The 13,326-nt window shown below is 70.3% G+C and carries 9 protein-coding genes; 5 read left to right on the plus strand and 4 right to left on the minus strand.

From position 1 onward, the window contains the following. Positions 1-41: 41 nt before the first annotated feature. Both AruCF_RS23300 and AruCF_RS23305 read right to left on the minus strand, forming a co-directional pair. Entirely contained in the window at positions 42-1,232 is a 1,191-nt protein-coding gene (locus AruCF_RS23300; protein ID WP_049078156.1) for an MFS transporter, read from the minus strand. 153 nt (positions 1,233-1,385) lie between these two features. Further along, complete coding sequence (locus AruCF_RS23305; RefSeq protein WP_144419174.1) at positions 1,386-2,753, minus strand: sensor histidine kinase; 1,368 nt, start codon at positions 2,751-2,753, stop codon at positions 1,386-1,388. Positions 2,754-2,873: 120 nt separating this feature from the next. Here AruCF_RS23305 and AruCF_RS23310 point away from each other — a divergent pair, with 120 nt between their 5' ends. From AruCF_RS23310 to AruCF_RS23325, 4 genes are all read left to right on the plus strand, one after another. Further along, complete coding sequence (locus AruCF_RS23310; protein ID WP_049076520.1) at positions 2,874-3,512, plus strand: response regulator; 639 nt, start codon at positions 2,874-2,876, stop codon at positions 3,510-3,512. Between the two features lie 258 nt (positions 3,513-3,770). Next, entirely contained in the window at positions 3,771-4,334 is a 564-nt protein-coding gene (locus AruCF_RS23315; RefSeq protein WP_049076521.1) for an RNA polymerase sigma factor, read from the plus strand. Between the two features lie 193 nt (positions 4,335-4,527). After that, positions 4,528-7,626, plus strand: a complete 3,099-nt coding sequence (locus AruCF_RS23320; RefSeq protein ID WP_049076522.1) for a WG repeat-containing protein — start codon at positions 4,528-4,530, stop codon at positions 7,624-7,626. A gap of 2 nt (positions 7,627-7,628) precedes the next feature. Then, positions 7,629-10,517 (plus strand): WG repeat-containing protein, encoded by a 2,889-nt coding sequence (locus AruCF_RS23325; RefSeq protein WP_049078158.1) that lies wholly within the window; start codon positions 7,629-7,631, stop codon positions 10,515-10,517. A gap of 60 nt (positions 10,518-10,577) precedes the next feature. On the opposite strand, the gene AruCF_RS23330 is transcribed toward AruCF_RS23325, so the two are convergent. Continuing rightward, positions 10,578-11,438, minus strand: coding sequence for an isocitrate lyase/PEP mutase family protein (locus tag AruCF_RS23330; protein ID WP_100504921.1), 861 nt, complete (start codon positions 11,436-11,438; stop codon positions 10,578-10,580). A 107-nt stretch (positions 11,439-11,545) separates the two neighbouring features. Between AruCF_RS23330 and AruCF_RS23335 the strand changes: the two genes are divergently transcribed. Beyond that, entirely contained in the window at positions 11,546-12,424 is an 879-nt protein-coding gene (locus tag AruCF_RS23335) for a LysR family transcriptional regulator (protein ID WP_049076523.1), read from the plus strand. 73 nt (positions 12,425-12,497) lie between these two features. Here AruCF_RS23335 and AruCF_RS23340 read toward each other — a convergent pair whose 3' ends face one another. After that, positions 12,498-13,313 (minus strand): siderophore-interacting protein, encoded by an 816-nt coding sequence (locus tag AruCF_RS23340; protein ID WP_049076524.1) that lies wholly within the window; start codon positions 13,311-13,313, stop codon positions 12,498-12,500. Positions 13,314-13,326 lie beyond the last annotated feature (13 nt).

A 13,326-nucleotide genomic window follows, 5' to 3' on the forward strand; every position in this document is an offset into this window, starting at 1 on the left:
TTGCGCCGCGCGCGGGCCGCCGGCCTTCCCGGACGGCCGCTTCAGGCGGCCACGGCGACGCGCACGCGCGGCAGCTCGCGGTCGTCGATGGGCCAGTGCAGCGCCGCCGACAACACGCCCAGCGCCATCGCGCCCAGCCAGATCAGGTCGTACGAGTGGGTCGCCTCGAACACGACGCCGCCCAGCCAGACGCCGAGGAACGAGCCGAGCTGGTGGCCGAAAAAGACGAAGCCGAACAACGTCGTGATGTAGCGCACGCCGAACACCTGCGCGATCAGGCCGTTGGTCAGCGGCACCGTGCCGAGCCAGACGAAGCCCATGACCGCGGCGAACACATAGACCGACCACGGCGACAGCGGCAGCAGGAAGAACAGCGCCATGGCGGCGGTGCGCAGCAGGTAGATGCCGGCCAGCAGATACTTGCGCCGATGGTGCGCGCCGAGGATGCCGCAGACGTAGGTGCCGGCCACGTTGGCGAGCGCGATGATGGCCAGCGCGGCGACGGCATCCGCCGCCCGCATGCCCTTGTCCATCAGGTAGGCCGGCAGGTGCGTGCCGATAAAGGCCAGCTGGAAGCCGCAGGCCAGGAACCCCAGGTTCAGCAGCCAGAAGCCGCGTTGGGAAAAGGCCTCGCGGATCGCCGCGCCGAGCGGCTGGTCGGGCTGCGCGGGGCCGGCCTTCGATGCCGCGCGCTCCGTTTCCTTCAGCGGCCAGGCCAGCGGCGTCAGCACGGCCAGCACCACTGCGAAAACCAGCAATGCGCTCACCCAGCCCGCGCCGCCGATCAGCCACTGCGCCGCCGGCACCATGGTGAACTGTCCCAGCCCGCCGACCGCGCCCGCCACGCCCAGGGCCCAGCCGCGCCGCTCGGGCGGCACCAGCCGGCTGAGCGCGCCGTAGATCACCGCGAACGCGGTGCCCGACAGGGCCACGCCGATACAGATGCCGGCGCTCCACATGAAGGCGGCCGCGCTGGTGGCGTGCGCCATCCCGGCCAGCCCCAACGCGTAGAACACCAGCCCGCCCAGGATCACCTTGGCCGAGCCGTAGCGGTCGGCGATCATGCCGGTGAACGGCTGCACCACGCCCCAGGTCAGGTTCTGTACCGCCAGGGCCATGGCGAAGGTCTCGCGCGACCAGCCGCGGTCCATGGTGATGGGCAGCAGGAACAGGCCCTGCACGTGCCGCACGCCCAGCGCCAGGCCCATGACGATGCCGCCGGCCAGCACCATCAGCCACAGGTTGCGCGACGGCGTGGCGGGACCGGATGAAGCAGCGACGGACGGAATGGCGGCGGACATGGCGACCCTCTGGCGTGATACCTCGAACCCGCGCGCGGGCGACTAACCGCTATTACAGGGGCGCGGCGGCGGCCCTTCAACTGATTATTTTTCGCCGGCGGCATGCGCGGCGGGAATGCCAGCGGGCACCCACAACGAGAACACAGACCCCTTGCCCGGCACCGAGCGCAGCGAGATCTCTCCATGCAGCAGCCCGGCCAGCCGCCGCACGATGGCCAGGCCCAGGCCCAGCCCCTCTTCGCTCCCCGGCGCGGCGGGCGCGCCGGCGCCGCGCATGAACTCGGTGAAGACGGCTTCCTGCAGCTCGGGCGCGATGCCTACGCCCGTGTCCCACACCTGGATCACGACGCCCCCGCGCCGCCGCCGCGCCGACAGCAGCACCCGCCCCTGGAGCGTGTACGACAGCGCGTTGCGCAGCAGGTTGTCGAGAATGCGGCGCAGCAGGGCCGGGGCGGTGTCCAGCGCCAGCCGGGTGGGCGCCACCGACAGGCGCAGGCCGCGCGCGCGCGCCTGCGGCTCGAAGTCCAGCCGGATGTCGTCGAACAGCGCATCCAGGTGGACCGTGCGGCGTTCGATCCGCAACAGGTGCGCGTCCATGCGCGATACGTCGAGCAAGCCGTCGAGCAGGCGGTTCAGGCTGTCCAGAACGGCCTGCTGGCGGCGCGCGACGTGCAGCGCGTCCTGCGCCGTGACACTGCCGTCCTCGGCGCGGCTGGCCAGGATGTCGGTGAACATGCCAAGCGCGTGTACCGGCTGGCGCAGGTCATGCCCGGCCGCGGCCAGGAACCGGGTCTTGGCGCGATCGGCGGCGGCGACACGGTCACGCTCGCGCTCCAGGCCGCGGATCAGGGCGGTGTTCTCGAAGCGCAGCGCCACCGTGGTCTTCAGGCTGCGATAGGTGACGGCGCTGAAATACAGGTTGACCGCCAGCAGGCAGACGCCAAAGGCGGCGTAGACCAGGTGCAGGCCGTCCGCCGCCGCCAGGCAGGCCAGAATGAACGGCGCCACCATGCCAAGCGCCGATCCGGCATAGGCCGGAGGATAGGCCGACAACGATGGCACCGCGCCGCTGCACATGCCGGCCAGTATCACGCAGCCGAACGCCAGCATCATGTCCTGCCCCGACAGCACCGCGGCCAGCCCAGCCAGCCCCCACAGCAGGCCGGAACTCCAGGACAGCGCGCAGAACCCCGCGACCCAGGGCCGCAGCGGGCCCGCGCCGCGCCGCAGGAAGCGGCGACAGACGACCACGCGCGCCAGCGTCAGCAGGTAGACCGCGCCGAGCCACGCCAGCAGCGGCCCGCCAGGCACGATCTCGCGCATGACGTAGGCGACCGGGACCGCCACCGCGAAATTGGCGAACAGCACGCCATAGGATTGTCTGTAGAGCAGGGTCGCCAGTTCGGCCGCGACGGCCTCGGCAACCGGCGCCACCCCCGGCGCGCCGGTCATGGCAACAGGATGCCCGGCGGGCGGGGCGTGGGTAGCGCGGCGGGGGCGGTCATGCGCCTGGATCGGTCCCTATAATGGTGCATCATTCTGACACATACTCTGGCGTCGCCGCCGCTCCCGATGCCCCTTTCCTCCCCGCCACCCCTCCTGCGCGTGCTGCTGGCCGATGACCATGCCATCGTGCGCGAGGGCCTGACGATGGTGCTGCGCCAGGCGGTCGCCATGGTTGGCTCGGTCGACGAGGCCGCCACGGGCGAGCAGGTGCTGGCCCTGCTGGCCGCGCACGGCGCCGATGTCCTGGTGCTGGACCTGGGCATGCCCGGGGTGGCCGGTTCGGCCTGGGTGCGAGCGCTGCGGGAACGCCATCCCGCGCTCTACATCCTGGTGCTCACCGCCAATACCGACGCGCGCAGCCGCCAGGCCATCCTGGAGGCCGGCGCCGACGACTACCTGGCCAAGACGGGCAGCTCGCGCGAGTTGATGGCGGCGATCCGGCGGCTGCACGATGGCCACGTCGGCGGGCCGGCGCGCGTCCGCCCGACCCACACGCCGGCCCCCGCCGAAACACTGACGCGGCGCGAACACCAGGTGCTGGCGCTGGCCGCGCAGGGCAGCACCGCCGCGCAGATCGGCGCGGCCCTGCACATCAGTCCGCTGACCGCGCGCAAGCATCGCGAGAACCTGATGCGCAAGCTCGGCCTGCACAGCACCGCCGAACTGGTGGCCTACGCGGTGCGCCTGGGCCTGCCGGGCGCCTGAAACCGCGCCGGGCGCGCCCGCGCCCGCGCCCGCCAAAAAAATACGGCACGCGTCGTATTTGCTACGGAATCTTCCAAACGTAGACTGGTTTTGCTGGGCCGGGCGCTCCCTCCACCAGAGCCCCGGAAGACCGCGGCCCCGCATCGGACCTCCCGACACCTTTCCCCCTTCCTGGCGCGGATCGCCCCGGCCCGCGCGCAGAAGCCGTGCGCCCGCGCCGCCGCGCCGAGCATCCCGTCCATGTCATGCAGCCCCACCATGCGCCCTGCTCCCCGATCCGCCGCCGTCGCTCCGTCCTCCCGCCGTCCCGATCCGGTCAGCCAGCTGGTGCGCGAGGAATCCGAGCGCCTGCGGCGCTTCGTGCTGCGCCACGTGGGCAACGGCCCCGACGCCGACGACATCACCCAGCAGGCCTTTGTCGAGATGTCGGTCTCCTACGACAGCTTTCGCGGCGATAGCAAGCCATCGACCTGGCTGTTCGGCATCGCCCGCAACCTGATCCGCAATCACCTCTCGCGCGCTCCCGAACGGCGCTACGCGTTTGTCGGCGAGGAGGAGTTGGCGGGCGAACATGACTGCCGTTCGGATCCTGCCGCGCGCCTGGAACTGGTACAGGCGATCCGCCTGCTGGACCATTCGCTGGCCGCCTTGCCGGTGGACCTGGCCGAGGTGCTGCGGATGATCTGCGCCGAAGAGCTGTCGTACGAAGAAGCCGCCGCGCAGTTGAATCTGCCGATCGGGACGGTGCGCAGCCGGCTGTCGCGCGCCCGCTCCCAGCTGCGCGCCCGGGCGCGCCAGCAAGGCGGTTGGCTCGACGCCTGACCCCGCGCGGCGCGATGTTAACGGTTCGTTTTCTATCGTTACATTTGCCGTTTTTTTGAGTGCTACTGCTGGTTACAGTGCTGTCCTCGTCCCTTTTTTAGACAGGCACTTCGACCATGCGGCACGTCCGGCTTCGCTCGTCCCCTTCCGCCGCGCCCACGCGCGCCCTGGCGCAACCCGGGGGCGCCGCATCATGAGCGCCGCTTTGCGTTTGCGAACAGGCTTGCGGCCGCTGGCGCTGGCCGTGGCGCTGGCCGCGCTGGGCAGCGCGCCGGCCAGCGCCGACGAATACGCAGACTGGCAGCACGACTGCGTCGGCCGCACCTACGCCATCACCCCTGACGTCAGCTGCCAACGCGCCTATGCCGAAGGGCTGGCCGGGGTGATCACCGGCAAGGCCAGCGACTCGGCCGGCACCTGGGGCTACGTCGACAAGCAAGGCCGGATGGTCATCAAGCCGGCGTTCCAGGAAGCGGAGTCGTTCCAGAACGGCCTGGCCGCGGTGCGCCAGGAGGGGCTGTGGGGCTATATCGACAAGCGCGGCAACTGGGCCGTCAAGCCTCGCTATGCGCGCGCCTCGGGCTTCAATGCGGAAGGCACCGCGCTGGTCGAACTGGACGAACGCGACGTGCTGATCAATCGCCAGGGGCAGGTGGTCAAGACGTTCGAATTGGGCACGCGCTCGTGGGGTTTCGAACGCGGCCAGAAGCTGGCCGAGATGGAAGTGCCGCAGCCGCCGCGGCTGTTCAACACCGCGACCGGCCGCGCACTGACGCTGCCCGCCGATGTGATGATGCTGGCGTCCTCCGACGACGCCGGCTCCCTGCCGGCGCAGCGGCGCAGTTCGCGCTATGGCGGCTGGTGGGGCCTGCTGGATGCCGACGGCCGCTGGGCCATCGCGCCCGACGTGCTGCGCTCGCAGCAACCGCCGCTGCGCGACGGCGACACGCTGGCCGTGCAGCGCGAAGACACCTGGCGGTTCGTGCGGCCCGACGGCTCGGCGTTGAACGGCGACGGCTATGAAAACGTGACGCGCGTGGCGTCCGGCCTGTGGCTGGTGAAGCCCAAGGGTGACGGTCCCTACGCACTGCTGGACGCCCAGCTCAAGCCGCTGCGCAGCTTCACCAATCAGTATGTCGGCGTCGAGGCGACCGATGGCTGGAAGGTGCTGACCGACATCGACGCGGTGATCCTTATCCCGCCCGACGGCAAACCGCAGGTGGTCCCCGCGGCCTTCGGCCGCGTCACCATCCAAAACGGCCTGGCCTGGATCAACGCCCAGCAGTCGGCCGGTGCGGGGGCGGCGCCGTCCGCCGCGCAGGCCGACATTGCCGCCAGCGTGGCGGCGCCCTCGGCAGCGTCCCTCGACCCCTCGCCACCGCTGGCCGCGGATGTCGCGACCGCCGCGCCGCAGGCGGTTGACGCCGCCACTGCCGCGCCGCAAGCCGTCGAGGCCGCGGCGGCGGCAGACGCCGCTGCGGATGCGGCGGCGGCAGACGCCGCTGCGGATGCGGCGGCCGATGCCGCCACGGCGGCCAGCGACGCCGCCGTCAGCGCCGATGCGGGCGGCTACGAATCCGAAGCGACCCTGGCGCAGATCTATCGCCCCGACGGCACGCCGCTGCTGGACGCCGACACCGTCGCGCGCCTGGGCCAATACCGCGTCATGCCGTTCAGCGCCAAGCGCGCGGCCGGCAAGGCGCGCGACGGCCGGGCGGACGCCGACGCGCTGCCGCTGGCGCTGCTGCGGCCCCACGACTACAACCAGCCGACCGGCATCCTAACGCGTTCGGGCAAGATCGTCACCAATGCGGAATGGGACGACATGAGCAGCTACGACGCCACCGCGCCGCTGCTGGTGCAGACCCGCGAGCGCACCGTCGGCGCCATCGACGCCGAGGGCAACTGGATCCTGGCGCCGAAATATGCCGGCATCGGCGGCTTCAACGGCCCCTATTCCTGGGCCCGCACGCCCGACATGGACCGCAACGCCGCCGTGCTGATCGACACCCGCGGCAATCCGCAGAAATTGCCGGCGCGCATCGAGGTCAATGGCGAAAAACTCGACGGCGACCTGCTCTACTTCTATGCGCTGGACGAACGCCGCAACCGTCGCTGGGGCCTGTGGAACGTCCGCGCAGGCAGCGAGACCGTGAAACCGACGCTCGACCGCATCGAGGACTTCACCGACGATTGGGCCAAGGCGCAGGACCACGATCGCTGGGGCGTCATCGACCGCCAGGGCAAATGGGTGGTGCCCGCCACGTACTCCGGCAGCTATGAACTCGATTACCTGGGCAACGGCTACCTGCTGGCGCGCGAACCCAAGGGAGAAGACAGCTCCAGCTACCGCGACGACTATCGCCTGATCAATCTTCGCACCGGCAAGCGCAGCGTGGCGCTGCACGACCGGCCGCAGGATCTCAAGCAGGGCCGCTACCTGGCGCAAGGCAAGGACGGCGCAACGCTGCTGTTCGACGCCCAGGGCGGCATGACGCGGCTATTCGAAGGCGAGCCCGAGCGCAAGGAGCAGTTCGGCGACTGGATCTACGTGCAGTACCGCTCACGCAATGGCGCCATCGACGCCCGCGGCAACTTCAAGGTGCCCCCCACCTATGGCGAGTTCAACCCATTCTTCGTGCAGCCCGAGGGCCTGGCGCGCGTCTCCGACGGCCAACGCTACCGGCTGATGGACGAGAACGGCAAGACGCTGCTGCAAGCGCGTGGCGATGGCACGCCGCTGGCGTCGATGAAGCGCGCGGTGTTCCGCGACAGCAAGAATTCGCAAAGCGTGATGACCGATCTGCAGGGCAGCGAAATCACCCGCTTCAAGGGCGAATTCACGCTGGACGAACGCAGCGCCAGCGAGGGCGTGGTGGTCTATCGCGGCCAGGGCGACCGCTATGGCTTCGTCAACGCCGACGGCAAGCGCGTGGTCGGACCGTACTTCGATAAGCTGGGCCCGCTGCGCGACGGCCTGGCGCTGGCGCGGCGCGAGCAGCGCAGCGGCAAGCTGCTAGGCTATATCGACCTGAGCGGCCGTTACGTCATCCCGCCGGAATTCGGCTGGGCCGATGACTTCAGCGAAGGCCGCGCCCTGGTGCGCCGTGAAGGCCTGCTGGAATTCATCGACACGCGCGGCACGACCATGACGCTGTTCGGCCTGATCTGCGGCGAAGTCGTCGTGTTCGACGCGCAGGGTCGCCTGACCTGGCCGCGCGAAAAGCTGACCTGCCCCGACGCCGGCGACCTTGAATACGCGCCCGCCCCTGAATCCGCCCAAGCACAATGACCATGACATCACGCGCGTTTCACGCCACCCGTCTCGCCTGCGCCCTGGCCGCGCTGGGACTCTCGCTGTCGGCCCACGCCCAATACCGCCAGAACGGCATCCCCTGCGTCGACGGCCCCATGGATCTGACCGCGGTCCAGGACACCCGCCACGGCGACGCCGGTCCCGCCGGCTGCATCGGCCCGCTGTCGGACAATCGCGCCGCCGTGCTGCTGCCGTCCTCGCTGGAAGAGATCGACCGCGTCCCCACCGACGCCTCGCTGCGCCGCCACGCCTGGGGCTTTATCGACGCCAACGGCAAACTGGCGGTCGAGCCGCAGTTCGAGCGGGTCGGCGATTTTCATCACGGCCTGGCCGCGGTGCGCTGGAAGGGCAAGTGGGGGTACATCGACGCCAAGGGCAAGATGGCGGTGCCCCCGCGTTACGACAGCGCCTCCGATTTCGTCGAGGGCGGCCTGGCGGTGGTGACGGTGGATGGCCGGTACCAGTTGATCGACCGCGCCGGCAAGGCGGTGGGCGACGCCATCGATGCCAGCGTCGACAGCGTGCGCCTGGGCGAAGGCAAGCCGGCCCGGCTGTCGATCACGTATCGCGAGGAATTCCGTTCAACCAGCGGCGAGCGCCGCTACGCCAAGCCCGGCGTGCAGGTGATTTCCAGCTATGGCGATGGCCTGTTCATCGGCGTCGACAACCATGGCATGCATGGCCTGCTCGACGGCGACTGGAACTGGCGCGTGGCGCCGCAATACAGCGACATCTCGCGGCTGGACCGCAACGCTCTGGCGCTGGGCATCGGCGAAGAGGAAGTGGTGCTGATCGATCCCGCCGGCAAGGTGATCGGCGAAGGCAAGCGCTACGAGCGCATCAAGCGCGTGGGCAAGGCCTTCTGGAGCGCCCAACTGCCGCGCGGTAAGGGCTACGCCCTGCTGGACGCGGCGGGCCAATCGTTGGGCGCGCTCACGGCCGAGGAAGCGCAGTCTTCGGAGATCTACGACAACACCCTGGTCTATGTATCCGGCGATACGCTCAAGGCCTATGTGGCCGGTCGCGCCGAACCGGTGACGCTGGGCAGCGGCATGCGCCCCGAGCAGAACGAGGAAGGCTACCTGCTGTTCCGCGACCAGGCGGGCCAGGTGGCCGGGCTGCTGACGCCCAAGGGCGCGTGGCTGCACGGCGACAGCGCGCCGCCGTGGCTGGCCGACGTCGGCCGCATGACGCTGCGGCAGGGCAAGCTGTGGCTGTCCGGCCAGGACGGCCAATTGCTCAACGCGCTGGACGCCGACGGCCGCGCGATCCTGCAACCCGATGCCCTGGCGGCGGCCCAGGGCGCGCAACTGCGCGACCTGCCGCTGAACGTGCCGGGCGGCCCGCTGGGCCTGCTGGGCCAGGGTTACTGCCACTGCAACGACGGCGGCGCCGGCCTGGTGCTGGCGGACGGCAGCGTCGCCACCCACAAGGACTGGACGGAGGTCGTGCCGCTGGATGAGCCGCGTGACGACTACGCCACCGACGAAGAGGCCGAGCCCGCGCCGCTCGGCGCCGATGACCTGCGCTTTGCCGCGCAGACCGAAGCGGGCGTGCAACTGCTCGATGGCCGCGGCAAGCCGCTGGACCTGCCGCCGCAGCAGCACATCGGCGCCTTCCACCAGGGTTACGCGCTGATCTACAACAAGGGCCAGACGCGCCTCATCGACCGCGGCGGCAAGGTCTATTCGCTGCCGGATTACTTCGAGGCGGAGGTGGTGGCGCCCGGGCTGGTGCGCTACCTGAAGACCGCGGCAGAGGGCGACCCGTGGGGCCTGTACGATTTCATCGCGGGCAAGGAAGTGTCGCCGCCGGCCTTCCAGTACATCGGCGAATTCCAGCACGGCCAGGCCGCCGCCTCGCTGGGCGCCGGCAAGGCCGGCGTGATCGACCAGCAGGGCAAGTGGGTGGTGCCGCCGCGCTATCACGCCGTCAAGCGCGTCAGCGACAAGCTGTGGCTGGTGCAGCAGCCCGGGCCGCAGGAAAACGAATACCGCCGGCCGACCGCGCTGGTCAACCGCGATGGGCGCGTCCTGACCGCCTTCCAGCCGGCGCTGGAGGTGTCGCGCGAGGCCAATGGCACCTACCTGGCCTACAGCGAAAAACAGCGCTGGCTGGTCTCGCCGGACGCTTCCGGCACGCTCGACCTGGAAGACGCTAGCTATACGCAGATGGGCGACTGGCTGGCGATCCGCCGCGCCGACCGGCACGGCTATGTCGACGGCCAGGGCCGCTGGCAGGTCGCGCCCGGTCCGGTGGCGGGCACGCGCTTCCAGGGCACGCCGGCGCGCGCGCTGGTGAGCGGCGACGACGGCGCGCGGCTGATCGACGAACATGGCAAGACCGTCGTCAATCTGCCGGCCGGCCAATGGTACTGGCCGGCGGGATCGGCCTGGCTGATGCGCCATGGCAGCGACGACAACGGCAAGCCGACCACCACCTACGTCGACGCCACGGGCAAGACCCGCCTGACGCTGGCCGGCGACGGCACCGCGTTCTCGGAAGGCCAGGCCGCGCTGGCGCTGCCCAACGGCGGCATGCGCGCGATCAACGACAAGGGAGCCGCCTCCGGGCCGACCTTCGCCCACCTGGGGCCGCGCCGCAACGGCCTGTCGGTCGCGGCCGTGGGCGAGCGTTACGGCTACGCCGATGGCCAGGGCCGGATGGCGATCGCGCCGGTCTACCTGTGGGCTTCGGACTACGCCGGCCAACGCGCCGTGGTGTCGACGCGCGAACAGTCGATGATCCTGGACGAGCGCGGCGCGATGGTGGCGCGCGTCACGCTGGAATGCGGCATCCGCACGCTCTATGGCGCCTACAACCAGCGCCTGTGGCCGCTGTCCATGCCGCAGCACTGCCGCCGGTGACGCCGCGCGGGTGGCGCGCGATGACCGCGCCCGCCCGCCTTGGCGCGCGCCGCGCGCGGCCTACTGCGTGTCCAGCGCCAGGTAGCGGCGCGTCTGCACGATCTCTTCGCGTTCCTTGAAGCTGGTCAGGCGGTCGGCCAGCGCGCTGCTGTCGCCTGTCTCGCGGATGGCTGCAAGCGTGGCCTGCATGGCGTGGATGGCGGCGCGCTGCAGGTCCGAGGGAATGATCGCCAGGCGATAGCCCATGGCCGCCAGCTCGGGCAGCGGCACCAGTGGCGTCTTGCCGCCATAGAACATGTTGATGAGCTTCAGGCCGGGCAGCCGGTCCGCGATGGCGCGGATCTGCTCCAGCGTTTCCGGCGCCTCCACAAACACCATGTCGGCGCCCGCCTCAACATAGCGCTCGGCGCGCGCGATGGCGGCGTCGAAGCCTTCCACGGCGATGGCGTCGGTGCGCGCAATCACCAGCGTATCGGCATCGGCCAGCGTCTGGCGCGCGATGTGCACCTTGCGGCACATTTCCGCGGCATCCACCAGGCTCTTGTCATCCAGGTGGCCACAGCGCTTGGGAAACGACTGATCCTCGATATGGAAGGCGGCCACGCCGGCGCGCTCCATGACGCGCACGGTGCGTTCGACGTTGGCCGAGCCGCCGAAGCCGGTGTCGGCATCGGCGACCACCGGCAGGCCGCTGGCATCGACGATCTTCTCCACCCGGTCCATGACCTCGGTGAAGCTCAGCAGGCCGATGTCGGGATAGCCGGCCGCGCGCGCGATCGCGCCGCCGCTGGCGTAGACCGCGTTGAAGCCGGCGGCCGCCACCAGGCGGGCCGACAGCCCGTCGTAGGCGCCGGGCGCCACCACAATGTCCTGGGCGAGATGCTGGCGCAGCCGGGCGCCGGGAGTCAGGGTCGTAGCCATGAAGCATTCCTTTGAAAAACGAAACGTCGATGCGCGCATCATCGTTCCGCCAAACTAGAATGTCCAATATATGGAAAATTTTTAATCAATACTTTTTGAGTACCTGAATGGAACTGCGCCATCTGCGTTATTTCGTTGTCACGGCCGAGGCCCAGCACTTCACCCGCGCGGCCGAGCAGCTCGGCATGGCGCAGCCGCCGCTGTCGCAGCAGATCCGGCAACTGGAAGAGGAAGTCGGCACGCCGCTGTTCGACCGGCGCGGCCGCGGCGTCAGCCTGAACGACGCCGGGCGCGCCTTCCTGGAGTGCGCGCAGGACATCCTGCAACGCGCACAGGACGCGGTGCGGACGGCGCAACGGGCGGCGCGCGGCGAGGTCGGCGAGCTGTCGCTGGGCTTCACCGAATCGGCCTCGTTCCATCCGGTCGTGACCGAACTGATCCGGCTGTACCGCCAGCAATACCCCGATGTGGAAATGACGCTGTCGCAGGACGACAGCGAAACGCTGGTGGCGCGCCTGCGCGACGGCCTGATCGACGCGGCTTTCGTGCGGCCGCCATTCGCCATGGACGGCGGCCTGCGCTTCACGCAATTGACGGAAGAGCCCCTGGTGGTGGCGCTGCCGCTGGGCCATGCGCTGGCGCGGCGCAAGCGGCTGGCGCCGGCCGACCTGGCGCGGGAACGCTTCATTCAGTATTCGCGCAAGTCCGGCTACGGCCTGAGCGCCGACATCATGGCGGCGTGCCGGCAGCACGGGCTGAATCCACTGCCCGGCCAGCGCGCGCCGCAGCTGTCATCGGCGGTGAACCTGGTGGCGGCGGGCATGGGCGTGGCCATCGTGCCCGCGTCGCTGCGGCACCTGCGCCCGGACGGCGTGGTCTATCGCCCCTTCGCGCTGGACTGGCCGCGCGCGGTGCTGGGGCTGGCGGTGCGCGAGGACGCGCCCGGCGGGCGCGTGGCCAATCTGCTGGCGCTGGCGCAAGGATAGGCGCGCCAATGGCCGGGCCACGGCTGTCGCCTGCGGGAATCGCGCCCGGGTCGTCGGCGGCGGGCGCCCGGCCTCAGTCTTCGTGCGACTCGTGCACCGCGATGGCGCCGCGCTTCCAGTAGCTGGCGGCGCGGATGCGGCTTTTGTCGACGCCATGCTGCGCCACCATGATCTCGCGCACCGCCTTGGCCACGGCCGACTCCGCCGCGATCCAGCTGTAGCCTTCGCCCGGCGGCAGCGCCAGCTCGCGCGCGGCTTCCAGCAACAAGGTGCTGTAGCCGGCCGCGGTGCCGTTGCGATGCAGCCAGCGCACCGAGGCCTGGGCCCGGGTAGCCAGCGCGATCTCGTTAGCGGCGCCCGGCACTTCGATCAGCACCAGCGCCTGCGCCGTGGCGGGCAATTCCTCCAGGCGGCGGGAGATGGCCGGCAACGCGGTTTCGTCGCCGATCAGCACGTGCCAGTCGAAGCCCGTGGGCACCACGAACGAACCGCGCGGGCCGCCGATGCCCAGGCGTTGGCCGACCGCGGCCTGCTCGGCCCAGGTGGAGGCGGGGCCATCGCCATGCAGCACGAAGTCGATGTCCAGTTCCTGCCGCGCCGTGTCGAAACGGCGCGGCGTGTAGTCGCGCGCGGCCGGGCGCGGCGCGCCCTCGGGGAACTTGATGCCATCGGGACCGGCTTCGGGCAACACCAGCGGCTGCGACGGATCGGCGGGAAAAAAGAGCTTTACGTGGTCGTCGAAGGACGCGGACACGAAGTCGCGCAGGTCTTCGCCGCGGAAGGTGACGCGGGCCAGCAGGCCCGCGATGCGTTCGACGCGCGCCACGGTCAGCGTGCGCATCTTGAGCGGATGGCGCACGCGTTCGACGGTCAGGTCGGTCTGGGTCATGGGATCTCCAATG

Origin of the sequence: Achromobacter ruhlandii (genome assembly GCF_002082135.1) — a bacterium.
Lineage (GTDB): Bacteria > Pseudomonadota > Gammaproteobacteria > Burkholderiales > Burkholderiaceae_B > Achromobacter > Achromobacter ruhlandii.